The 25,420-nt window shown below is 49.5% G+C and carries 20 protein-coding genes; 11 read left to right on the forward strand and 9 right to left on the reverse strand.

The window, feature by feature from the left end; genetic code table 11:
• Window positions 1–47: 47 nt before the first annotated feature.
• The 3 genes from DWZ03_RS11380 to surE all read right to left on the reverse strand — a co-directional run bounded on the left by DWZ03_RS11380 (window position 48) and on the right by surE (window position 2,833).
• A complete protein-coding gene (locus DWZ03_RS11380) occupies window positions 48–797 on the reverse strand; it encodes a NigD-like protein (protein ID WP_034533046.1) in 750 nt (249 codons plus the stop codon).
• A 98-nt stretch (window positions 798–895) separates the two neighbouring features.
• A complete protein-coding gene (gene lpxB, locus DWZ03_RS11385; protein WP_009037174.1) occupies window positions 896–2,044 on the reverse strand; it encodes a lipid-A-disaccharide synthase in 1,149 nt (382 codons plus the stop codon).
• A gap of 24 nt (window positions 2,045–2,068) precedes the next feature.
• Entirely contained in the window at window positions 2,069–2,833 is a 765-nt protein-coding gene (gene surE, locus DWZ03_RS11390; protein ID WP_005824046.1) for a 5'/3'-nucleotidase SurE, read from the reverse strand.
• 157 nt (window positions 2,834–2,990) lie between these two features.
• Here surE and DWZ03_RS11395 point away from each other — a divergent pair, with 157 nt between their 5' ends.
• The 7 genes from DWZ03_RS11395 to DWZ03_RS11425 all read left to right on the forward strand — a co-directional run bounded on the left by DWZ03_RS11395 (window position 2,991) and on the right by DWZ03_RS11425 (window position 11,593).
• Window positions 2,991–4,427, forward strand: coding sequence for a DUF1080 domain-containing protein (locus DWZ03_RS11395; RefSeq protein WP_087333346.1), 1,437 nt, complete (start codon window positions 2,991–2,993; stop codon window positions 4,425–4,427).
• Between the two features lie 45 nt (window positions 4,428–4,472).
• The gene (locus tag DWZ03_RS11400; RefSeq protein ID WP_005824051.1) at window positions 4,473–4,946 is read left to right on the forward strand and encodes a DUF456 domain-containing protein; all 474 of its coding nucleotides are present in this window, start codon (window positions 4,473–4,475) and stop codon (window positions 4,944–4,946) included.
• A gap of 421 nt (window positions 4,947–5,367) precedes the next feature.
• Window positions 5,368–6,138 carry a ParA family protein gene (locus tag DWZ03_RS11405; protein ID WP_008665665.1) on the forward strand — a complete coding sequence of 257 codons (771 nt, stop codon included), beginning with the start codon at window positions 5,368–5,370 and terminating at the stop codon, window positions 6,136–6,138.
• Window positions 6,139–6,245: 107 nt separating this feature from the next.
• Entirely contained in the window at window positions 6,246–7,130 is an 885-nt protein-coding gene (locus DWZ03_RS11410; protein WP_120130055.1) for a ParB/RepB/Spo0J family partition protein, read from the forward strand.
• Window positions 7,131–7,910 (forward strand): DUF5683 domain-containing protein, encoded by a 780-nt coding sequence (locus DWZ03_RS11415; protein ID WP_005824056.1) that lies wholly within the window; start codon window positions 7,131–7,133, stop codon window positions 7,908–7,910.
• 52 nt (window positions 7,911–7,962) lie between these two features.
• On the forward strand, window positions 7,963–9,258 hold the full coding sequence (locus tag DWZ03_RS11420) for a lytic transglycosylase domain-containing protein (RefSeq protein ID WP_369872199.1): 1,296 nt from the start codon (window positions 7,963–7,965) through the stop codon (window positions 9,256–9,258).
• A 76-nt stretch (window positions 9,259–9,334) separates the two neighbouring features.
• Entirely contained in the window at window positions 9,335–11,593 is a 2,259-nt protein-coding gene (locus DWZ03_RS11425; RefSeq protein ID WP_120130058.1) for a RelA/SpoT family protein, read from the forward strand.
• A 17-nt stretch (window positions 11,594–11,610) separates the two neighbouring features.
• On the opposite strand, the gene DWZ03_RS11430 is transcribed toward DWZ03_RS11425, so the two are convergent.
• Together DWZ03_RS11430 and DWZ03_RS11435 are read right to left on the reverse strand one after the other, a co-directional pair.
• A complete protein-coding gene (locus DWZ03_RS11430; protein WP_005824060.1) occupies window positions 11,611–12,000 on the reverse strand; it encodes a MerR family transcriptional regulator in 390 nt (129 codons plus the stop codon).
• Window positions 12,001–12,029: 29 nt separating this feature from the next.
• Complete coding sequence (locus tag DWZ03_RS11435; RefSeq protein WP_005824061.1) at window positions 12,030–12,998, reverse strand: M23 family metallopeptidase; 969 nt, start codon at window positions 12,996–12,998, stop codon at window positions 12,030–12,032.
• A gap of 171 nt (window positions 12,999–13,169) precedes the next feature.
• Between DWZ03_RS11435 and alaS the strand changes: the two genes are divergently transcribed.
• A complete protein-coding gene (alaS, locus tag DWZ03_RS11440) occupies window positions 13,170–15,788 on the forward strand; it encodes an alanine--tRNA ligase (RefSeq protein ID WP_117749187.1) in 2,619 nt (872 codons plus the stop codon).
• 453 nt (window positions 15,789–16,241) lie between these two features.
• Here alaS and DWZ03_RS11445 read toward each other — a convergent pair whose 3' ends face one another.
• The gene (locus DWZ03_RS11445) at window positions 16,242–17,051 is read right to left on the reverse strand and encodes a hypothetical protein (protein WP_005835166.1); all 810 of its coding nucleotides are present in this window, start codon (window positions 17,049–17,051) and stop codon (window positions 16,242–16,244) included.
• Window positions 17,052–17,127: 76 nt separating this feature from the next.
• Window positions 17,128–18,546 carry an ATP-dependent RecD-like DNA helicase gene (locus DWZ03_RS11450; protein WP_117713625.1) on the reverse strand — a complete coding sequence of 473 codons (1,419 nt, stop codon included), beginning with the start codon at window positions 18,544–18,546 and terminating at the stop codon, window positions 17,128–17,130.
• A gap of 95 nt (window positions 18,547–18,641) precedes the next feature.
• Here DWZ03_RS11450 and DWZ03_RS11455 point away from each other — a divergent pair, with 95 nt between their 5' ends.
• From DWZ03_RS11455 to rsmD, 3 genes are read left to right on the forward strand one after another with little or no spacing between them, the layout of a single operon-like run.
• Window positions 18,642–19,328 (forward strand): hypothetical protein, encoded by a 687-nt coding sequence (locus DWZ03_RS11455; RefSeq protein ID WP_044468034.1) that lies wholly within the window; start codon window positions 18,642–18,644, stop codon window positions 19,326–19,328.
• 18 nt (window positions 19,329–19,346) lie between these two features.
• Window positions 19,347–20,126, forward strand: coding sequence for a DUF3822 family protein (locus DWZ03_RS11460; protein ID WP_120130060.1), 780 nt, complete (start codon window positions 19,347–19,349; stop codon window positions 20,124–20,126).
• Window positions 20,117–20,650, forward strand: a complete 534-nt coding sequence (gene rsmD / locus DWZ03_RS11465; RefSeq protein ID WP_005824070.1) for a 16S rRNA (guanine(966)-N(2))-methyltransferase RsmD — start codon at window positions 20,117–20,119, stop codon at window positions 20,648–20,650. The genes DWZ03_RS11460 and rsmD overlap by 10 nt, the downstream gene beginning before the upstream one ends.
• Before the next feature lie 60 nt (window positions 20,651–20,710).
• Here the strand turns inward: rsmD and cls are convergent, their stop codons facing one another.
• Window positions 20,711–22,150, reverse strand: coding sequence for a cardiolipin synthase (gene cls / locus DWZ03_RS11470; protein ID WP_120130168.1), 1,440 nt, complete (start codon window positions 22,148–22,150; stop codon window positions 20,711–20,713).
• A gap of 261 nt (window positions 22,151–22,411) precedes the next feature.
• Complete coding sequence (locus DWZ03_RS11475) at window positions 22,412–25,336, reverse strand: TonB-dependent receptor (protein ID WP_120130063.1); 2,925 nt, start codon at window positions 25,334–25,336, stop codon at window positions 22,412–22,414.
• Window positions 25,337–25,420 lie beyond the last annotated feature (84 nt).

The following is a 25,420-nucleotide window of genomic DNA, read 5'->3' on the forward strand; positions in this document are numbered from 1 at the left end:
AAAATCCCGGGTGCTCTTTCTAACTATATACTCTCGCAAACTCTTTCTTACTTCAACTGCATATTGGACAAATCCACATTAGTAGTCAGCTTTTCATTACTCCCCGCAGTTTTCAAATCAAAGGTTACTTCCACCTCTCCATTCTCTTCTGAATTGAGTTTCAACTTGATGCCTTTGGTTTCAGAGGGGATGTCCAGACTGTTCAAGTTATAGGAGACAGCACCAGGACTACGACGTCCCGTCAGGTCATCATAGTCGTTATAGCGGAGTTCCAAATGGACGTATCCATCTTCGCCATACAAAGCATCATCTTCTTGCGGACGCACCAGGCTGATACGGTGTTTATTATCAGTCGAAGATGGCAGGTTCTGCATGAAAAAAATGTTCATATAGCCACCACTGATGGTAATATCACCTTTATATATACGCACGGGGTCATTACCGAATTCCTCTTCGGTTTCGGGAGTCAGCGTCTCCACCTCTTTCGTCAAGACGTTCTGCAGACGCAGCAGCTTCACAGCATGGTCATATCCTGCATAGTTGTCCCACAAAGGATTGAACACGGTAATCACACGCTGCCCATCCACGGCATCATACCACCCTATGTCCGTATTCACCGGCCAGAGCGTCCCCCAAACATCGCAGTTTAAATAAAAGGCATTTCCCGTAACACGCACAGTGGCCCACAAAGGCGGGGTAAAATCACCCAAAGAATATCCGTCGTTATCATCACATGATTGCAAAGCGGGCATCACTGCCAAACATATTGCCATAAATAACCAATGTAGCTTTTTCATAATCAAAGTCCTTTTCATTTGTTTCTGTATAGAAAATACAAAAGCCGGGCATTTACTGCACCGGCTTTCCCCATTTTAACAAATTCTTAATTTTTCGACTATTCCTCCCTGCTCCTCCTCAACAATGCCACCATCTTGCGGGCAGCATGTTTGGGTGCCCCTGCCTCTCCCAGACGGGATGCCATATACTCATATCCCTCGAGCATCTGACGGCGGTATTCCTTATCGTACAAAATGCGGTTCAGCTCCGAGCGTACCTGCTCTACCGTCATGGTATCTGCAACCAGCTCTTTCACCACCTCCCGGTTGGCTATGAGATTGACCAGGGAAATGTACTTCACTTTCAGTACATGCCGTTTCAGGAAAGCGATAACCTTCCCTATCGGAGTATGGTAGCACACCGCTTGCGGCACACGGAACAGAGCAGTTTCCAGCGTTGCTGTCCCCGAAGTGACCAGTGCAGCCTCTGCCTGCCTCAACAAAGGAAATGTCTTGTTGAAGATAATCTTCACGTCCGCCCCACCCACATAACGTTTGTAATACTCGGGAGAAATGCCCGGAGCACCGGCCAGCACCAGTTGATAATCGGGAAAAGAAGCTGCCGCACGAAGCATGTCGGGCAGATTGTCCTTGATTTCCTGCTTGCGGCTACCAGCCAGCAGAGCAATAACGGGTTTGGCCGAAAGTCCATTTGCCCGGACAAAGTCGTCGAATGTCTCTGAGCTGGAAGCAAGAAAAGCCGTCACTTCATCCACTGTCGGATTGCCGACATAATGTATCGGATACCGGTGCTTCCCTTCAAAAAACTCCACCTCGAACGGTAGGATGGAGAACAGCTCATCCACATCCCGTTTAATATTCTTGATGCGGTATTCCTTCCATGCCCAAATCTTGGGAGAAATATAATAAAAGACAGGAATCCTTGTGTTGGCATGAACAAACTTGGCTATATCCAGATTAAAGCCCGGATAGTCCACCAAAATCAGCACATCCGGCTGCCACGCAACAATATCCTCCTTGCAGCGCTTCATATTGGCAAAGATGGTGCGCAGATGCAGCAATACGGGAATGAACCCCATATACGCCAACTCTTTGTAATGCTTCACCATCACACCGCCCACTGCAGCCATGAGGTCGCCTCCGAAGAAACGGAACTCCGCTTGCGAGTCCTCCTCCTTCAATGCAGCCATCAGATGGGAGGCATGCAGGTCGCCGGAAGCTTCACCGACAATCAAGTAATACTTCATATCAATTGATAATTGTCAATTAATTCAGAACCATGCTTTCAGTTCATCAATCAAGCCGTATGCCGTTGCATCCACCGTGGTCGGGGTGATTGCCACATAACCGTTATCAAGCGCCCAATGGTCATTCTTCTCATTTTCGGCATCGTTGTTCTCAAACTCGCCGGTCAGCCAGTAGTAATGGGCATCTCCTCTATGGGCAAAGTTTTCCCATTCATTGGTCCATTGCCCCTTGGTTTGTTCGCAAATCTTCACACCCTTCAATTCTTTGGTATCGGGGAAGTTGACATTGAGGCATGTCAACGGAGGGAGTCCTTTCTCCAATACCAGCCGGGCTATCTCGCGGATGTAAGGACCTGCGGGCTCAAAATCAGCGTTCGGCTCATGGTTGCAAAGGGAGAATCCGATGGAAGGCACTCCTTTCAGGCATCCCTCTATCACAACGCCCATCGTACCGGAATAATGCAGGTTTACAGAAGAATTGTCGCCGTGGTTGATGCCGCCTACCACCAAGTCGGGCTTGCGGTCGAGCACCGTATGAAAAGCCAGCTTCACACAATCGGTCGGCGTACCGGAACACTTGTATACCGTCAGCCCAACATCCTTACGGACCAACTGGTAGTGGATAGGTTCCGTTACAGTCAGCGCACACGCACTTCCAGAGCGGGGTGCATCCGGCGCCATTACCACAATCTCGCCCAGCGGACGGAGGAATTTGATTAACTCGCTAATACCTTTCGCAATGATGCCGTCATCATTGGAAATCAATATCAAAGGTCTCTGATTTTCCATAACTTTCTTTTTTATTATCGTGCAAAAGTAGCTAAAAAGGCTTTAAACAGAATACTACAAAGATAATAATTCTTTTGTATTCAAAGATATTTTCAGAAAAGGCTAACTTTGTACCGACAATAATTGGAATATAATCATTCATAAAATCCATGCTATAATGAACACTTTTTGCCATTCTACCATTGCTGCACGCATCGAGACGGCAGCTGCCGCAATTATTCTGTTTCTAACAACCCTGACAAGCTGTGGCAGGAGCAGTTCTCCCGAGCCACTTGACCAATGGAATGACGGGACATCTACGCTTCACACGGCAGACCCGGTCATCGCAGAAGGCCGGAAGCTCTTCAACGACAAAGAATACCAAAATTTCCGACTCACCGGAGAAGCCCTCACACAACCCGGCTCCGAAGCAGGCCTCCTCTTTCATACGGACGGCGAGTCCGGTTATGAAGTGATATTCCGTAACGGAGACATCGACGGCACACGCAAGAGCGGCTCACTCGCCTCGGTGCGCAACCTCTATCGCTCACTCGCAAAAGATGGAGAATGGTTTGACTTCGAGATAACCGTACGCGGACAAAACATCATTGTCTGCATTAATGGAACCGAAGTTGTTTGCTATACCGAACCCGGACACCCATATCGCACAGAGGAGCACGCCCGGCAACTGCTGAGTCAAGGTTCCATTGCCCTGCAAGGCATACACGGCGAAGTGTCATTCCGGAATCTCGCCATCGAACGGCTTGCCAAGGAAGCACGCAACGAAGCCGACACGCTTGCTCCGGTAGACGAGCGCACGGATGAGATAATCAGGCTACAGCAGCACGATTTCCCAGTTATAGACTATCACGTTCACTTGAAAGGAGGGCTGACGAAGGAAATGGCACACGCCATGTCCATGAATTACGGTATCAACTATGGTGTCGCCCCCAATGCTGGAGAAGGAGGCGTAGGACGTATGCTGGCCGATGACAAAGAAGTGTACGACTATTTTAATGAAGTAAAAGGGATGCCATTCCTGTGCGGTGTACAAGGTGAGGGACGCAAATGGACGGCAACTTTCTCGCAGGAAGCCTTGGGGATTTTCGATTACCTGTTTACCGACGCCATGACCATCATAGACCACAAGGGACGTAATTCGCGCATCTACCGGGCCGAAGAAGCACTCTTTGATGACATTACGCTTGAACAGTATATGGACCACCTTGTCGACCAAACAGTCCTGATTCTGACCAACGAGCCTGCCGACATTTATGCCAACCCTACCTTCTTGCCCGATACTATGGCGCATGATTACGACAAGTACTGGACGGACGGACGCATTGAACGCGTATTGGATGTATTGCAACAACATGGAATCGCTCTGGAAATCAATGCACGCTACCGGATTCCCAGTTTCGAGATTATCCGTCGCGCCAAAGCACGTGGAATCAAATTCACATTCGGTACAAACAATGTCGATGCCGACTTCGGACGACTGGAATACTGCGCCGAAGCCATCAAGCAATGCGGCCTCACAGCCGACGATATATGGTTCCCGTCGATGAGCACACGCCGCTCCCGCCCCATTGTCATATACAACCGATTCGAGTAGCAGGGAACAACCGCTGTCATCTTCACCAACAGAAACGATACACCTATGGACATTCTTCTCATCATCTTGGGCATCCTCTGCCTGATTGTCGGATTGGCAGGCTGCATCCTGCCTATGATTCCGGGACCGCCCGTAGCCTATGCAGGCTTGTTGCTTCTACATTTCACGGACAAGGCGCAGTTTTCCACCACGCAGTTACTTTTATGGCTGGCAGCAGTCGTCCTTGTACAGATACTGGATTATTTCGTCCCGATGCTGGGCAGCAAATACAGCGGAGGCAGTCGGTGGGGAACGCGCGGCTGCCTCATAGGCACCATCGTAGGGTTGTTCTTCATGCCTTGGGGCATCATCCTCGGCCCCTTTCTCGGAGCCTTTGCCGGCGAACTGATGGGAGGCAGCAAGACAGACCAGGCCTTGAAATCGGGGCTGGGCTCGCTGCTTGGATTCTTGCTGGGCACAGTAGTGAAATGTGTGATGTGTGCGTACTTCTGCTGGGAGTTCGTCAAAGCCTTGGTCTGACACCAGCTCCTCTCCTTCTGCCCGGGAACAACTTATCCCCCGACCATCTTCCACACGGTAGTCCATCTGCATGAGATGTACATCTCGAGCAACATGAGATGCACGTTTCAAACAACACGAGATGTACATCTCATGCAAGTAGAGAGAATAGTCCAAGCCAATGTCTTCCATTGGTTTACAAATCTTAATCTTCTGCAAGCGAGACAAAAAATCAGCTTCATTTCAAGATAAATACGTATATTTGCCCACCAAACAGAGAAAGAACGCTTTACGCGCAATTTACAAGAAGAAAAACAGCGGTAAACGTCTGTGAGTTATTAACAAAACAGCCGACTTATCAACCGTTTTTGCAATCTTTCTCCAAATTTGTAGGCGCTATCCGGAATTATCACTTATTTCGCTGCCAATAAATATTGAGATTATGGGAAAAATAATTGCTATGGCTAACCAAAAGGGTGGTGTAGGCAAGACTACGACGACAATCAACCTCGCAGCCTCACTCGCCACGCTTGAAAAGAAAGTGCTCGTTGTAGATGCCGACCCGCAGGCCAATGCCTCCTCAGGATTGGGTGTGGACATCAAGCAGTCGGAATGTACTATCTACGAGTGCATTATTGACCGTGCAGACGTACGCGAGGCCCTTCATGACACGGAGATAGACACACTGAAGGTAATCTCCTCCCACATCAATCTGGTAGGTGCCGAAATAGAGATGCTCAATCTGAAAAACCGCGAAAAGATACTGAAAGAAGTACTCGCTCCGCTGAAGAATGAGTTTGATTATATCTTGATAGACTGTTCCCCGTCTTTGGGTCTGATTACGGTCAACGCACTGACTGCCGCCGATTCGGTAATCATCCCCGTACAAGCGGAATATTTTGCACTGGAAGGCATCAGCAAATTGCTGAATACCATTAAAATCATCAAGTCCAAGCTGAACCCTGCCCTCGAAATCGAAGGCTTCCTGCTGACGATGTACGACTCGCGTCTGCGCCAGGCCAACCAGATTTACGATGAAGTGAAACGCCACTTCCAGGAATTGGTATTCAACACCGTCATCCAGCGCAATGTGAAACTGAGCGAAGCTCCCAGCTACGGCCTGCCCACCATTCTCTATGACGCAGACTCAACCGGAGCCAAAAACCACATGGCACTTGCCAAGGAATTGATAAGCAGAAACGAAAAGAAGTGATTATAGTGGTTAGTGATTAATGATTAGTGATAAATACCATATTTACAATGCACAAACAAATCATCCCGTATGGTTAAATTGTAAATCGTCAAATAGTAAATAAACAGATGGCACAAAGAAATGCATTAGGACGCGGGCTAGACGCCCTCTTCTCCATGGATGAAGTAAAGACCGAAGGCTCCTCCTCTATCAATGAGATAGAGCTGTCGAAGATTACGGTCAATCCCAACCAGCCCCGTCATGAATTCGACCCGGTTGCGTTGCAGGAGTTAGCCGATTCCATCTCCGAAATCGGCATCATACAGCCCATCACCCTGCGCAAGCTTAGCGACGACGAATACCAGATTATCGCCGGCGAGCGTCGTTTCCGTGCTTCGCAGCTTGCCGGACTGACAAGCATCCCTGCCTATATCCGCACTGCAGATGACGAGAACGTCATGGAAATGGCGCTCATCGAAAACATACAGCGCGAAGACTTGAACTCCGTAGAAATAGCCCTCGCTTACCAGCATCTGTTGGAACAATACGGACTGACGCAGGAACGCCTCAGCGAACGCGTAGGTAAGAAGCGTACCACCATTGCCAACTACCTGCGCCTGCTCAAACTGCCCGCCCCCGTCCAGATGGGACTGCAGAACAAGCAGATAGACATGGGACATGCCCGCGCTTTGGTAACGCTTGGCGATCCCAAACTGCAAGTGAAGATTTTCGAAGAAATCCTGGAGCACGGGTATTCCGTACGCAAAGTGGAAGAAATCGTAAAGTCACTGAGTGAAGGCGAAAGCGTGAAGAGCGGTGGTCGTAAGATTGCCCCCAAGCGCACCAAACTGCCCGAAGAATTCAATATGCTGAAACAACAGCTCTCGGGCTTTTTCAGTACCAAGGTGCAGCTAACCTGCTCGGAGAAAGGAAAAGGTAAAATCAGTATCCCGTTCAATAACGAAGAAGAATTGGAACGTATCATCGGCATTCTTGATACGCTGAAGAAATAAATGAGGAAAAAAGGAAGAATATATCAGTTAGCCATTGCCCTGCTGCTCTGTTTTTTACAGATGGCAGGGATTGCTATGTATGGTCAAGACCGTCCACGTGCCGCTTCCAAGCGTGCGCAGCGGCATCAGACCGATACACTCAACACCGTGGTGAACCGGGACAGCCTCACTGTTGCCGACAGTCTTGCAGCCGAAAACAAGCGGAAGATGCTGGAAATGACTGCCAGCCCCGACCTGAAGGAACAGCCCGTGCCTACAGACAGTCTGCAAAAGGCCATCGACCCCAAAAGGTGGGTACCTAATCCCACAAAAGCCACCTGGCTTGCCCTCGTCATTCCCGGCGGTGGACAAATTTACAACCGCAAGTATTGGAAACTGCCCATCTTCTATGGAGGATTTGCCGGTTGTGCCTATGCCCTTACGTGGAACAGCAAGATGTATAAGGACTATTCGGCCGCCTACAAGGATGCCGTAAATGGTAATTTCAACTCCAGTACCATTACCGACCTGCTGCCTCCCAACTATAACTATACCGAAAGCCAGCTGACGGAGACACTACGGAAGCGTAAGGATACCTTCCGACGATACCGCGACTTGAGCATCTTCGCCTTTATCGGTGTATACCTGCTGTCCGTTGTCGACGCATACGTAGACGCAGAGCTGTCCAACTTTGACATCACCCCCGACCTCAGCATGAAAGTGGAACCTGCCATAATCAACAGCCAGATGACTGGTTCCTCTAATAAGAACGTCGGCGTGCAATGCAGTTTCCGATTCTAAAAACGAAAATTAAAGCATAAATTATTACCTAATGACACACAAGGCCATATATATGAAAAGAATTATTCTCGGTTCCTCGCTTCTGTTTTGCGCCCTCTTCACCGCTCCGGCCATGCATGCGCAAGAAAGCGTGGAAGTGCTTATCCGCGAAAACGGCACGGAACGCCAGGAATCCATCGAGCTGCCCAAAAGCATGACCTATCCGCTGGACAGCCTGCTCAATGACTGGAAAGCCAAGAATTACATAGACTTGGGAAAAGACTGCAGCACCTCTACCGTAAACCCGATGTTCAGTGACTCTGTATACATAGACCGGTTGTCGCGCATGCCGACCGTCATGGAAATGCCATACAACGAGATTGTGCGCAAGTTCATCGACATGTATGCCGGACGTCTGCGCAACCAGGTTGCCTTCATGCTGAGCGCCTGCAACTTCTATATGCCCATCTTCGAAGAAGCGCTGGATGCCTACGGCCTGCCGCTCGAGCTGAAATACCTGCCCATCATAGAATCCGCTCTCAACCCTTCTGCCGTATCCCGCGCGGGAGCCTGCGGACTATGGCAGTTTATGCTCGCCACCGGAAAGATATACGGACTGGAAAGCAACAGCCTCGTAGACGAACGCCGTGACCCGATAAAGGCGACCTGGGCGGCAGCACGCTACCTGAAGGACATGTATGACATTTACAAAGACTGGAACCTGGTGATTGCCGCCTACAACTGCGGTCCGGGCACCATCAACAAAGCCATCCGCCGCTCGGGAGGGAAAACCGATTATTGGGAAATCTACAACTATCTGCCCAAAGAGACACGCGGCTACGTGCCCGCCTTCATTGCCGCCAACTACGTAATGACCTACTACTGCAAGCACAACATCTGCCCCATGGAAACCGACATTCCGGAAGCAACCGATACGGTGCAAGTAAGCCGTAACCTTCATTTCGAGCAGATTTCCGACCTATGCGGCATCAGCCTGGACCAGATAAAGAGCCTGAATCCCCAATTCAAGAAAAGCATCATCCCCGGAGAGAGCAAGCCGCAGACGCTACGCCTCCCCATCAACTACATCAGTGCCTTCATTGACAAGCAAGACACCATCTATGCCCACCGCAGTAACGAGCTGTTCAAGAACCGCAGAGTCGTGGCCGTTTCCAATACACGCTCGGCAGCACGTAGCAGCAAAAGCAGTACCGCTACGGGGAATGTCACCTACCACAAGATACGCAGTGGCGAGAATCTCGGCAGCATTGCACGGAAATACGGCGTCACTGTCAATCAGTTAAAAAGTTGGAATGGATTGCGCAGTACCAGAATCTCCGCAGGAAAGCGCTTGAAGATTTATAAATAAAGACATAAACGCTTGCCCGGTGTTGAAAATTGCTTATTTTTGCAAAAAGTGAAGTGAAGAAAGGAGAAAGCAGTATATGGAAGAAAATATAAGTCAGAAGGAAAAGGAAAAAGCCGAAGAGGAAATGATCGAACAGGCATTCCAAGAACTGTTGAACGACTATTTGGCCACCAAGCACCGCAAGCGCGTCGAAATAATAACCAAAGCATTCAACTTTGCCAACCAGGCGCATAAGGGCATTAAGCGTCGTTCCGGCGAGCCCTACATCATGCACCCCATTGCTGTGGCAAAGATTGTCTGTAATGAGATAGGACTGGGGTCTACTTCCATATGCTCGGCATTGCTGCATGATGTGGTGGAGGACACCGACTACACCGTAGAGGATATTGAAAACATCTTCGGTCCCAAAATCGCCCAGATTGTAGACGGGCTGACAAAGATTTCCGGCGGTATCTTCGGCGACCGTGCCTCGGCGCAGGCAGAGAACTTCAAGAAGCTGCTGCTCACCATGTCCGACGATATCCGGGTTATCCTCATCAAGATAGCCGACCGTCTGCATAACATGCGTACACTCGGCTCCATGCTGCCCAACAAGCAGTTCAAGATTGCAGGCGAAACACTCTATATTTATGCCCCGCTCGCCAACCGCCTCGGCTTGTACAAAATCAAGACAGAACTGGAAAACCTGAGCTTCAAGTACGAACATCCGGAAGAGTACCACGAGATAGAAGAGAAACTGGAAGCCACCGCCGTGGAACGCGACAAGGTATTCAATGAGTTCACCGCTCCGATACGGGCGCAACTGGACAAAATGGAACTGAAATACCGTATCCTTGCCCGTGTAAAGTCCATCTACTCCATCTGGAACAAAATGCAGACCAAGCATGTCCCCTTCGAGGAAATCTATGATTTGCTTGCTGTCCGCATCATCTTCGAGCCCCGCAATATAGAGGAAGAGCTAAACGACTGCTTCGACATTTACGTCTCCATATCCAAGATATACAAGCCCCACCCCGACCGCCTGCGCGACTGGGTGAGCCATCCCAAAGCCAACGGCTACCAAGCCCTGCACGTCACCCTTATGGGTAACAACGGGCAATGGATTGAAGTACAAATCCGCAGTGAACGCATGAATGACGTTGCCGAACAAGGCTTTGCCGCCCACTGGAAATACAAAGAAGGCGGAGGCAGCGAAGATGAAGGCGAACTGGAGAAATGGTTGCGTACCATCAAGGAAATTCTGGACGACCCACAACCGGACGCCATCGATTTTCTCGATACCATCAAACTGAACTTGTTCGCATCGGAAATTTTCGTCTTCACCCCGAAAGGCGACCTCAAGACCATGCCGCAGAACTCTACGGCACTGGACTTTGCCTTCTCCTTGCATACCGACATCGGCAGCCACTGCATCGGCGCCAAGGTAAACCACAAACTGGTTCCCCTAAGCCACAAGCTGCAAAGCGGTGACCAGGTAGAGATATTGACCTCCAAATCGCAACGCGTACAGCCGGAGTGGGAAGTGTATGCCACCACTGCCCGCGCCCGCGCCAAGATTGCCGCCATCCTGCGCAAAGAGGCGAAAGCCTATCAGAAAGAAGGTGAAACCATACTGAACGAATTCTTCAAAAACGAGGATATACGTATGGATGATGCTGCTCTGGACAAGCTGACCAGGCTGCACGGCTTCCACACCCGCGACGAGCTGCTCGTTGCCATCGGCAACAAACGGGTTGTGCTGGGCGATGCCGACAAGAACGTGTTCAAGGAAAAGCAGAACAGCAACTGGAAGAAGTTCCTGACCTTCTCCTTCGGTAACAAGGACAACAAGGATGCCAAAGAACAACCGGAAGAGAAAGCACCACAAGAGAAAATCAACACCAAGCAGATTCTGAAGCTGACGGAAGAGACCATCTCAAAGAACTATATTATGGCCGACTGTTGCCACCCCATTCCGGGTGACGACGTACTGGGATACATCGACGAGCAAAACCGTGTTGTCATCCACAAGCGCCAATGCCCCATTGCCACCCGCCTTAAGAGTAGTTACGGAAACCGTATCATCGCCACCGAGTGGGACACTCACAAGGATTTGTCGTTCCTCGTCACCATATATATAAAAGGTATAGACAGTATGGGATTGCTGAACGAAGTGACCCAAGTCATCTCCCGCCAGCTCAACGTGAATATCCGTAAACTGACCATCGAAACCAACGACGGCATCTTCGAAGGAAAGATACAACTCTATGTACACGATGTGGACGACGTGCGCACTATCTGCAATAACCTGAAGCAGATACAGAATATAAAACAAGTGACGAGAGTAGAGGAATAAACGGAGTGGTATTTATTCTACTTCAGTCCTTGAATATTTTCCTTCAAGCTCTCCACATCCTCGTAAGTAAACTCATCCAATGCCAGTTTCATGCCTACCAGTTCTTCGCGGATAGCTCTCAGGCGATCTACGATTTCAAAGTTGCGTATCGTAGCTTCTTTATTGTCTTTCATCCGTTGGCGGGCGCCGGGCAAGGTCATTCCGCGCTCCTTCACCAGATGATAGATAAGTTTCACTGTCTCAATGTCCTCCTTACGGTACTGGCGTATTCCCCGCCCCCCCTTCTTCGGATTGAGTTGCGGAAACTCCTTTTCCCAGAAACGGAGCAGTGATTCGTTGACATCGAACATGGCAGCCACCTCGCTGATGGAGTAATATAACTTTAAATTCTTATCTGTATTCAGCATGATGTAATCCTTTCTCTATAAATCATCCGTCAATCAAGCACCTTACCATGGTTCGCCGCAATCTGTATCATGCGGTCATAATCCTCGGCACTGAGATCCATGAAGTAGTAGTTGACGGGATTCACAACTTTTCCCTTAACGTGTACTTCGTAGTGCAAGTGCGGACCAGTACTCTTGCCCGTACTGCCTACCCCGCCAATGACCTCACCACGTACCACTTTCTTGCCCAACTTCGTCCGGAAATCGCGCAAGTGTGCATACACCGTCTGATAACCGAAGCCGTGGTCTATCACAATTCTGTTGCCATAGCCCGATTGCCAGCCCATCTGCACCACGGTGCCATCTCCCGTGGCATAGACATCCGTGCCCTGGGGAGCCGAAAAGTCCATACCCTCATGGAACTTGCTGGTACCATAAATGGGGTCGATACGCGTACCGTAACCCGAAGCGGTCTTACGGAGGTCTTTATTGGAAACCGGCTGTATGGCAGGAATGCAGCGCAGCATTTCATCATGATTCTTGCACATCTCCACCACATCGTCAAAGGAGCGGGACTGGATATAGAGTTGCTTGCTAATCATATCCATTTTCTGCGTGGTATTGATAACCAAGTCGGAGTTAGCCATATCCATCAGATGCTCATAGCGGTTGGTACCGCCGTATCCAGCCTGACGGATGGCAGAAGGAATAGGGTCGGCCATGAAAATCACCCGGTACAGATTGTCATCACGCTGCTGTATGTCTTGCAGCACTCCCATAGCCTCGTCCAGCCGGCGGGAGAGGACGTTGTACTGCGCCTGCAGTTTGCTGTTCTCCTTTCGCAACTCCTTCTCCGACGGAGAGCCGAAGATAAGCAGCAATACGATGAAACTGCCCGCACCCAGCCCCATACCGATGAACAAACGGCGGAGAATGCTCAGCGCCCGCTGCCTCACGGTAGGATAAATACGGTCGTACGTCTGCGTCTGGGGATTATAAATGTAGTAAACTTTGCGCATCTTAGGAAATATTTCGCTTGTCAATGCGACAAAAGTAATAAAAACAAGCTATCTTTGCACAGTTTTTTCAAGAATATTAAGACTAAGTAGCAAGTAGTTAGTAGTAAGAAACGGGCAAAAAACGACAAGAGAAGGTAAATCAAATTAGAATCAGATAAATCAATAGAGAGTATGTTGACTGCAAACGAAATCAGAGACTCTTTCAAGAGTTTCTTCGAAAGTAAAGGTCACCAGATAGTGCCTTCGGCCCCGATGGTGATTAAGGATGACCCCACGTTGATGTTCACCAATGCGGGAATGAACCAGTTTAAAGATATCATTTTGGGCAACCACCCGGCGAAATACAAAAGAGTTGCTGACTCGCAGAAATGCCTTCGCGTAAGCGGAAAGCACAACGACCTGGAGGAAGTGGGTCACGATACCTACCACCACACCATGTTCGAGATGCTGGGCAACTGGTCGTTTGGCGACTACTTCAAGAAGGAAGCCATCTCCTGGGCATGGGAGTATCTGGTGGATGTATTGAAACTCGACCCCAAAGACCTCTACGCCACCGTATTCGAAGGTAGCGCCGAAGAAGGACTGGAACGCGACAACGAAGCCGCTTCTTACTGGGAGCAGTTCTTGCCGAAAGACCACATTCTGAATGGCAACAAACACGATAACTTCTGGGAAATGGGTGATACGGGACCGTGCGGTCCGTGTTCGGAAATCCATGTGGACTCCCGTTCGGAAGAAGAGAAGGCCAAAGTACCCGGCAGCCAGCTGGTGAACAAAGACCACCCGCAGGTGATTGAAATCTGGAACCTCGTGTTCATGCAGTTCAACCGCAAGGCGGACGGCAGCCTGGAAGGACTTCCCGCCAAGGTCATCGACACCGGCATGGGCTTCGAGCGACTGGTGCGCACACTGCAAGGAAAGACCTCCAACTACGACACCGACGTATTCCAACCGATACTGAAAGCCATCGGAGACATGGCAGGCAAGAAGTATGGCGAAGATGAGAAGTCGGACATCGCCATGCGTGTAATTGCCGACCACATCCGCACCATCGCCTTCTCCATCACCGACGGACAGCTTCCGAGCAATGCCAAGGCAGGTTACGTCATCCGTCGTATCCTCCGCCGTGCCGTGCGCTACGGTTACACGTTCCTCGGACAGAAGCAGGCATTCATGTACAAGCTCCTCCCCGTACTCATCGAGAACATGGGCGCCGCTTATCCCGAACTGGATGCACAGAAGGAACTGATTGCCAAAGTTATCAAGGAAGAAGAAGATTCCTTCCTCCGCACCCTGGAGACGGGTATCCGCCTGCTGGAAAAGACCATGGCAGATGCCAAATCCACCGGCAAGAACGAAATCAGCGGAAAGGATGCCTTTACCCTATATGATACCTTCGGTTTCCCGCTCGACTTGACGGAACTGATTCTCCGCGAAAACGGCATGACTGCCGACATCAAGGAGTTTGACGCCGAAATGCAGCAGCAGAAACAGCGTGCCCGCAATGCCGCCGCCATAGAGACCGGTGACTGGATTACGCTAAAGGAGGGTACTACCGAATTCGTAGGATATGACTATACGGAATACGAAACATCCATTCTGCGCTACCGACAAGTGAAGCAGAAGAACCAAACCTTGTATCAGATTGTACTGGACAAGACTCCGTTCTATGCCGAAAGCGGCGGTCAGGTAGGTGACACCGGTGTATTGGTGAACGAGTTTGAAACCATCGAAGTGGTAGACACCAAGAAGGAGAACAACCTGCCTATCCACATCACCAAGAAGCTGCCCGAACACATGGAAGCTCCGATGATGGCATGCGTGGATACCGACAAGCGTGCCGCTTGTGCCGCCAACCACTCTGCCACCCACTTGCTGGATGCTGCACTGCGCGAAGTGTTGGGCGAACATGTAGAGCAGAAGGGCTCTTTGGTTACACCGGACTCCCTGCGTTTCGACTTCTCACACTTCCAAAAGGTGACGGACGAGGAAATCCGCAAGGTGGAACACATCGTTAATGCAAAGATTCGCGCCAACATACCTTTGAAGGAATACCGCAACATTCCTATCGAAGAAGCCAAAGAACTGGGCGCCATCGCTCTGTTCGGCGAGAAGTACGGCGACCATGTACGCGTTATCCAGTTCGGTTCTTCCGTAGAATTCTGTGGTGGTACGCACGTGGCTGCAACCGGAAACATCGGTATGGTGAAGATTATCTCCGAAAGCTCCGTGGCTGCCGGTGTGCGCCGTATCGAAGCCTACACGGGTGCACGCGTGGAGGAACTGATGAACACCATCGAGGACACGCTGCACGACTTGAAGGCGCTCTTCAACAACGCACCCGACCTTGCCGGAACCATCCGTAAGTATATTGACGAAAACGCCGGACTGAAGAAGCAGGTAGAGGACTTCATGAAAGAGAAAGAAGCACAGCTGAAAGAAAGACTGCTGAAGAACGTGCAGGAAGTCAATGGCGTTAAAGTCATCAAGTTCTGTGCTCCCCTGCCGGCAGAAACAGTGAAGAACATCGCCTTCCAGTTGCGTGGCCAGATTACGGAAAACCTGTTCTTCGTAGCGGGAACAGAAGCCGAAGGCAAGCCGATGCTGACCGTCATGCTGAGCGACAACCTCGTGGCAGGCGGACTGAAAGCCGGTAACCTGGTGAAAGAAGCTGCCAAACTTATCCAAGGCGGTGGCGGTGGCCAGCCCCACTTTGCAACTGCCGGCGGTAAGAATGCTGACGGACTGAACGCTGCCATTGACAAAGTTTTGGAATTGGCAGGATTATAATTGAAAATAATTGGCGAAACACTTGACATCGCCTCTGTGATGTTGTATATTTGTAATGTCATTTTTTAGATATTTCAAAATTAAACTACCGGGAAAGGAGGAGCATTGCTTCTCCTTTTCTTTTTATCCTCCACGGTATTCCATTTGAAATGCCACATGCCGGCTCCCCAAACTCCACACCTTACCATCCTAAATGCCACACCTTAGCAAGTGAAATGGCTGGCATTTACCCTCCAAAGCCCTGGGGTTTCCGTGAAAAACCCTAAGGTTTGGGACAGTGAAGTGGAGGGAACGGATGATTAGTCCAGAACAAACAGACAATGCATTCGAAGCAAACGAATGATGCATACAGAACAGACAGATGATGCGCAACAGAAACAAAAACGGGAAGCCTAAGCCTCCCGTCTGTTAATCTTTCGTAAATCTGCTCTTGACAAGATTTCCACTAAAACCTTATTCCATCCGAAGTATAAACATTTCGCGATAAACCACCAGTGCACCTTCGGGCAGCAAACCGGAAGGACAGAAAGGAGTTACATTTTCCGCAAGTACACATTTACCATTTCCCGAGACCGTCCGCGTAAAGAGCCTCTTCTCTCCATTATAAGTAAACTGCCACAATGCATATGTATCTCCGTTCTCATCTTCCACTGGAACTGTCTCGTATATCCCCATTAGCGGTTCCTCCTCTTTTCCCGTCGGATAGATTTCCAATACACCTTTCCACATACTATTGGAGAAATCTTCGGGCACCAGCACATAATACCCGCCATCCTTCACCCAAGGACGCTCGGCAAGTGCCTTAGAAACATCACCCAGCAGTTCCGTCGGTGCACCACTACTGATACCATACTCGAAGCCCATTTTCGTCAACGTATATTGCCTACGACCTTTCACCGTGATGCGCAGTTGTGTTTCCTCACCGGAACCATCCATCACCTTCACAATCGTCTCCCCCTCTGCCAGCGGATGAATCTTGATACGCTGATACCCGTTGACATCATCGGTAAAAGTCACGGAAGCCACCGACTCGTGCTCGTTAATCACATTATAGGAACCGTCGCCGCCGTCAATGCCCAGCACTGTATCTTCGTTTGTTTCAGAAAGATAATAAGAAAGATTGGACACCAGATTGTCACATGTCCCAATCTGGTAGATAGGCTCCACACCTTCGAAAAGTACCATGCTTCGGTAATCGTCCTCGCAACCGGAAGCGGTAAACAGCAGTGCTATCAAGGCAAAGAGAGAGTATAGCTTCTTCATACTTGTTCAGTTATAGTTGTTCTATCTACAAAAATACAAAAAATGCCGGAATACTGCATCGGTACCCCTCTCTTTTTCAAACTATTTGTTCTTCCGGATAGTTCACCAAGTAGAGCGTTCCCGTGGCACGGGTAAAGGCGGTGTAGAGCCAACGGAAATAATCGGGTGTCAGGTATTCATCCGTCATATACCCCTGGTCCAGAAAGACATTCTTCCATTGCCCGCCCTGCGCCTTGTGGCAAGTCACGGCATAGGCATACTTCACTTGCAAGGCGTTGTAGTACGGGTCTGCCTTCATCTTCTTCATCCGCTCGCGCTTCACGGTGATGTCGGCATAATCTTCGAGGACGGAGTAGAAAAGCCGGTCGTTTTCTGCCTTGGGCAGCGCAGGCGAGTCGGTATGCAGCGTATCGAGCAGCATGTTCACTTCCAGTTCAAAGTCGTTATAGTCAGGAAAGACCAGCGTCACGTCCGCAAAGCGGAAACCATACAGCTCTCGCGTACGGCGCACGCGGCGCACCACGGCAATCTCACCGTTGGCAATGAAATCCATCTCCTTCTCCTTTTCCGTCCAGAAGTAGTTATTTTTCGCCACCATCAACAAATCACCGGTGTTTAATTCATCCTCACGCCAGAGAATCTGCGCACGGATGCCTTTGTTGTAGATGTTCGCCCTCTTGTTGGAGCGGCACACCACGATAGTTTCATCCAGCCCGTCATGGTCGTAGCAAGAGCTCAGCGTTTCTATCAGCTCATTTCCGGGCAGAACTTTAATGTCGGCAAACCCCGAAACCTTTATCTTCGGCAGGCTGTAGCAATCGTCTTCCGCTATCAACTGCCTCAGGCGGGTGGCATTCCACAAAATGCCCGACTGTTGCTCCTGACGCACCACCTGCGTCAAGTCCACCTCCACCACTTCCAGCCCGTAGCCTTTCAAGGCATCGGCAAAGAGGGCAGGGCTCTGCTCCTCCCCCACCGGCGGCAGCTGTGCCGTATCGCCCATCAGCAGCAGGCGGCATCCCTGGCCGGAATAGACAAACTGCACCAGGTCGTCCAGCAATCTGCCCGTGCCGAACATGGAACCGGACAGTCCCTCATTGGAAATCATCGAGGCCTCATCCACTATATATAAAGTGTGAGTTGTCAAATTATCGTTCACAGAAAAATTGCTCAGCTCATTGGAGAAAGATTGCTGTCTATAAATTTTTTTATGAATTGTAAACGCCGGATGCCCCGCATACGCCGAGAAAACTTTTGCCGCCCGTCCGGTCGGTGCCAGCAATACCGACTTTTGTTGCAACTTATCCAACGTCCGCACCAAGGCACCGACCAACGATGTTTTACCCGTCCCCGCATAACCACGAAGCATAAAAACCACCTCGCTACGGGGTGACAGAAGGAACTCCGATAAAGATTTTACAGCAATTTCTTGCTCAGGAGTTGGTTGGTAAGGAAAATTTTCCTTAATTTGCCTTTCTAAATAGTTATTTATCATTTTTGTAACAGAAAAAAGTAAAGGGAACTATCGTTTTTAAATTAATTTCTTTTATTTTTGCGGTGCGAATATAACAACTAAAAAACATATTTATCATGAAAACAGTATTTAATGTCATTTTAGGCTTATGTGCTTTGGTGCTAATTTATATTTGTTACACCAGCATTATGGGTCCTATCAACTTTGAAAAAGCAAAGAAGCACAGAGACGCAGCCGTCATTGCACGTCTGATTGACATCCGTAAAGCACAATTGGAATATCGTACTTTACATGACCAGCAATATACTGCAAGCTTCGACTCTCTGATTGACTTTGTTAAAAACCAGAAACTTCCGTTCATCTTCAAGCAAGGAGAACTGAACGATAAGCAGCTGGAAGACGGTCTGACTGAAAAGAAAGCCATCAACATCATCAATAAGGCAAAGAAGACAGGTAACTATGCTGACGTCAAGAAATGGGGATTGGAAAACTTCAAGCGTGACACTCTGTGGGTAGCCGTATTGGATACTATCTTCCCGAAAGGTTTCAACCCCGATTCAATGAGATATGTTCCCTTCGGAAACGGTGCACAGTTCGAAATGGCCATCAAGAACGATACAGCCAAATCCGGCGCTCCTTTCTGTCTGCTCGAAGTGAAGACTCCGTACGAAGTTTATTTGAACGGTCTGGATGCACAAGAAATTGCCAACATCAAGGACGTACAAACCAAACTTGGCAAGTACTGCGGTCTGATGATTGGTAGCTTGGAAACAGCTAACAACAACGCCGGTAACTGGGAATAATCTCACCCCGACAAACGTATGATAGAAACGACTGATTTTAATAAATCGGAACAGTATACATTATCCATCCGTCTCAGTACGGATGGATTTTCTTTTTCCGTGTTCAACCCTCTGGGCGACGGCGAGTTCTCTTACTACGACCGTGCAGTGGACGAGTCCTTCTCCCTCACTGCCAATCTGAAACAGACCTTCCGCGAACTGGCATGGCTGGAACGTCCCTTCCGCCGTGTCAATGTGCTCATGGCAGACAAACGCTTCACGTTCATTCCCCTGGAGTTCTTCGAGGACGAACAAACGGAAATCATTTTCTATCACAACCATCCTAAACGGGAAAACGAAACCGTACAATACAACATACTGCATAAGAACAGCACTGTCGTACTGTTCGGCATGGATAAGAGTGCCTGCTCCTTCCTTCGCGAACAGTATCCCGATGTCAAGTTCTATTCCCAAGCCAGCCCCTTCATTGAGTTCTTCTCCTCAAAGAGCCGCTTGGGCAACAACCGGAAGATGTATGCACACTTGCGAAAAGATGCCGTAGACGTATACGGCTACGAGCGCGGACGCCTCCTTCTTGCCAATTCCTTTGAATGCAGAAGCACACCCGACCGTGTCTACTACCTATTATATATATGGAAACAACTCGGCTTCGAGCAGGAGCGTGATGAGCTGCACCTAACCGGTGACCTGAACGACAAAGAACTGCTACTGCCCGAACTGCGAAAATTCATCCGGCAGGTATTCATCATGAATCCCGCCACTAATCTTGACCTGCAAGCCATAACCCTATGCGAGTAATCAGCGGAATATACAAAAGAAGACGTTTCGACGTGCCCCACTCCTTCAAGGCACGCCCCACCACAGACTTTGCCAAAGAGAATCTGTTCAATGTGCTCTCCAACTACATGGACTTTGAGGACGGCATCCGTGCCCTCGACCTATTTGCCGGTACGGGCAGCATCAGCATCGAGCTTGTGTCCAGAGGCTGCGACCAAGTAATCAGCGTGGAAAAAGACCGCGACCACTATGCCTTCATCTGCAAAATTATGCAGGAATTAAAGACGGACAAGTGCCTACCCATACGCGGTGACGTATTCAAATACCTCAAAAGCGGACGCGAGCAGTTCGACTTTATCTTTGCCGACCCTCCCTACGAGCTTGCCGGGCTGGAAACCTTGCCCGATCTCATCTTCGAGAACAACTTGCTGAAAGAAGACGGACTCTTCGTCTTGGAACACGGGAAGAAAAACAGTTTCGAGGAACATCCGCACTTTGTGGAGAGAAGGGTATACGGGAGCGTGAACTTCACGATATTTAAATGATGAATGAAGAATGGTACGATATGAATACACTTCAAGAAATTCTTCATTCATCATTCTTCATTATAACAGCGGCGCCATCAGCCGCACCACACTCTCTGCAGCCTTACGATACCAGGGGCGCTTCACCCAGTTCTTCAGGAATACTTGTACGCAGTCGCGCTGGTCTTGAAGGAAGATTTCGCGCATCTGAAGCGCTGTTTCTGTGTCATAGATGAAGGCATTCACCTCAAAGTTATGTTCAAAACTGCGGAAATCCACATTCGTAGAGCCTACCGTGGACAACTCATCATCCGAAACCATCAGTTTGGAGTGCAAGAAGCCTTTCTTATAGAAATAGACCTTGACTCCCGAATAGAGCACATCTGCCAGATAAGAGCAGGAACCCAGATGCGTCAAGCGGTTATCAGCACGCATGGGCAACATCAGACGCACATCGACACCTGACAAGGCGGCTGTCTGCATAGCAACAAGTACGGCTTCGGTGGGCAGGAAGTAGGGAGTCTGGATATAGAAATATTTCTTTGCGCTGGAAATGGATATGACAAGTCCCTGCATAATGTCTTTCCATGGGCCTACGGGCTCACTCGTTACAATCTGCACCAAGGAAGTACCGCAGTTTTCTATTTTCGGGAAATAGCGGGTAGACGTAATCAGTGTACGGTCCACAAAGTACCAATCGAGTAGGAAGGCGGTCTGCAATCCGTGAACAGCCTTGCCCTCCAGCAGCAGATGTGTGTCCCGCCAGATGCCCCATGAGAATCCGCGCATATAGCGTTCGGCAAGATTCATCCCCCCCACAAAACCGATGCGCCCGTCAATGACAACTATTTTCCGATGATTACGATAGTTCACCTTACTGGTGAAAAGCGGAAAACGTACCTTCAGAAAGCTGCGTACCTCGATACCGGCCTCGCGCATCTCTTCAAAAAAACGGTTGGGAACATGCCAGCAACCCACATCATCATAAATCACACGTACCTCTACCCCGGCACGCGCCTTTTCCATCAGGACATCACGCACCAAGCGCCCAATGGCATCGTCCTCAAAGATATAGAATTCCATGTGGATATGCTTCGTTGCTTTCCCCAGTTCGCGCAGCAGGGATTGCAGCATGGAGAGCCCCAGGGTATAGGCTTCCACCCGGTTTCCATCGAAGGGGAAAGCCTGGTTGGTATTACGGAACAAGGATATGAGACGACTGTAATTGATGGGAAGCGCACATGAGTCCTGCGCCAGATATTCCGCCATAGGTTTCTTCAACAAGCGGCTGTAACTCTTCTTCCCTATCATGCGCACACGGCGCTGACTACGCCCGAAGAAGAAGTAAAACACCAGCCCCACGATGGGAAGGAACATCAGTATCAGTATCCATGCCATGGTTTTCACCGGATTGCGGTTGTCGAGGATAATGACGACAATCGTTCCGATGATGGCACCGAAATAAACAATGTCGAAGGCTATCGTAGCAATCTGGCTGGCAATGAAGTTCCAATCAAGCATGTTCACAGACAATTAAGTGTGAAACAAATGTAGGAAAAACACAGAAACTTTCACCGAAGATTACAGAGATTAACATAAAAGTCCCTCTTCCCCCAACTTGTCTGAAAACTTATACTTGCTATCGCTTTGACGCGGATGACGCAGATTTTTAATATTCTTATCTGCGTCATCCGCGTCTGAAAAATAATCAAAAAGAAACCTGCCACAGAATTGAGAGTGTATCAGAATGACAAGCTGATTATGGGGGTGATCCCCTCCGCTTTAGAACGGCCTGCGTCCTCCGAAACCGCCAGGACCATGACCCGGACCGAAGCCCGGACCGCCGAAGCCGCGTCTGCCCTGCATCTTATCGCGGGCGGCCTTGCTGCCGAAAATATTCAGACGATAGATGAAGTGAAGCATGCAATAGCTGTTCACGCCGTTATATTCGTACACCGAGCGGCCGCTTGCAGTCAGCGAACGGCTGATGTTACTCTGCTTCTTCAGAATGTCGTACATCTCGAAGCTGACGGTGGCATTCCCTTTCAGGAAAGTCTGCGACAACTGTGCATTCCAGATAAGCTCGTTACGGTTCATACTGCTGTCCGTATATCCTCGACGGCTCTGGTTGGCAATATTGGTAGAGAGCGTCATGTTCCACGGCATGGAAATCTGCGTATTGGCACCGTAGGAGAAGGTATAGGGCTCCTGATTATTGTCAGGCGTCAGTTTATCCTTCTCTATTGAATAGGAGATGCTTCCGTTCAAGCCGAATTCAAACCAGTCGTTACGATAGGCAGCATTCAGACGTTCGCCCAGCGTCAGGTTGGTGGTCGTATTCTTCCGTTCCACGGCATCCGCTCCCTTACCGGACGTCAGATAAGCCACATTGTTCTGATAGTTGGCATTGGAGAAGGAGTTGATGGTGTACTTCTTATTGGGCAGTGCCGTATTGAAGCCAAACATGCCGAACGCATTCCAATTACCGTTGATATTCTTCGGAGTTGTAGTCCATCCACCAGTCTCCGAATTGTACACACGGCTATTGCTGATGCTATTCTGCGTTGCCGAGAAGTTGACGTGCGACATAATACCGCGCTGCTTTTCGGCATTATACGTATTATAGAAGAATCGCATGTTGTGCGTGAAGGAAGGCTTCAAGCCCGGATTACCGATACGTACATTCTGCGGATTGGAGTTGTCCACAATCGGCAACAGATTCTCCATACTCGGTTGGCTGCTACGCCCGCGGTATGTCATACGCAGCTGGCTCACCTTGGAGAAACGGATGCGCAAGTCCAGGTTCGGAGCGAAGTTGAACACATTGCGGGTGGTATCAATCATATAGTCGCCGCGTTTATAGGACAACACAGAATGCTGCGGCTGGAACGACATACCTGCGCTCAACTGGTACTTCTCGCGGATAAAGCGCAAGGACACGGATGCATCGTGGTTGTAGTAACGGTATTCCGCATACTTGCCCAGACTGTCCACTGCATGCTCTTCATATCCCGTAGGAAGCTGGGTTGACAATTCCCAATCCGGAAAGCCCTGCAAATCATACGTCGTCTTGTCGCTCTCGCTATACTTGTACTGGAACTGATAGCTGAATTGCAAGAAAGTGGCGCGGGCTATCGGTTCGCTGTAAGTCAGCTGTGCACTGTAATTGTAGTTCTTGGTAGGAGTAGTGATGTACTGGTTACGAACCAAGATGGAGTCTCCTCCCAAAGCATTCAACAACTGGAAGTAATGTGTTTCCGACTCCGTATACTGGTTGTTGTCATTATTGGTATAACCGAATCTTCCACGGAACGTGACATTGCGTCCTTTGTCATTCAGCTTTCTGTTCAACTGCAAGGTTGCATCCGTAGACACACTCTTGTTGTCGCTCAGCGAACCGCTGTTGATGGCATTTATACGGATACTTCTCAACGGGTCATCGTCCGGATTGAGAATCTTCTCCAGATTCAGCCAGTTATTGGGGTCGCTCACCAGACTGTAAGGGTCGGAATTGAACGTACCGCTCTCAGAATTGGAGAGATTGTCCGTTTTGCCGTACGAGAAGTTGGGACGGAAAATGATATTCGTCATCGAGTCCGGCTTCCACTCCATACGGAAATCGGCATTGAAATTCTTGGCTTTGTTACGTTGCCTGCTGTTCGAGTTGGAGTAAGAGTTGCCGTCCGGCAGAAAGTCCTCGGTAGAACCGATACTTGCAATATCCCCATCCTGATAGTTGTAGCGTGCACTACCGCCCAGTTCCAGTTTATCGGTTTGGGTAGCGAAGTTCACACCCAGCATTTTCGTTGCAGTAAGTCCGTTGTTCCTGCGCCAGCGCGGAGGACCGCCACCGCCCGAAAAGCCCTGGTCGTTCACGTTATTGGCAGAACCCACTACCGACACCTGGGTTTTGTCCACGAAGCGGTTCAGCATGAAGCGGCCCATATAGCGGTCTTCCGTCCCTCCGGCCACGTCGGCATTACCGAACCAACCCTGATTCATACCTTTCTTTACGGTCAAGTCGAGCACCGTCTCCTCCTCACCGTCGTCAATACCGGTGATACGTGCCAAATCGGACTTTTTGTCGTAGGTCTTCAGTTTCTCTACCATATCTACCGGCAGGTTCTTCAAACCGGTCTTTACGTCTCCGCCGAAGAACTCCTTTCCGTCGACCATAATCTTCGACAAGTCCTTACCGTTGATTTTCACATTACCCTCGTCGTCAATCTCCGCACCGGGCAACTTCTTCACCAGTTCTTCGAGCATGGCTCCCTCGGGAGTACGATAAGCTGAGGAATTATAGACCAGTGTATCTTCCACCACCTGCACTTGCGGCGCTTCTGCCGTAACCACAGCCTCGGCCAGTAGCACCGCATCCGTTTCCAGTGTCAGCGTACCCACGTTCTTGGCGGTTGTCGTGGCATAAAGGTGCAAAGGGATGTACTGGCTCTTGAATCCGATGTAGGAAACCTTCAGTACGTATTTACCCGCACTGACTTTGGGAAGAGTGAAATAACCTTGTGCCGTAGTGGCCGTACCCGATGCCTGGACACTGTCTGGCAACAAAAGCAACTGCACGGTAGCTTGTATCGCAGGCTCCTTGGTGTCCTCCACGACACGGCCCGATACCGTAATGTTTTTGGTCTGTGAGAATGCAGACAGCGTTGTTACCAACAGTAACGCCATCCCCGTGATAATTTTCTTCATGTGTCTATTCTTTGTCTATTCTTAAATGAACAATGCCTTTTATTCACTGTTTCATTTGACAGACTTCCGGGCAAAAGGTTTAAT

It is taken from the genome of Bacteroides sp. AF29-11 (genome assembly GCF_003602895.1).
GTDB lineage: Bacteria > Bacteroidota > Bacteroidia > Bacteroidales > Bacteroidaceae > Bacteroides > Bacteroides uniformis.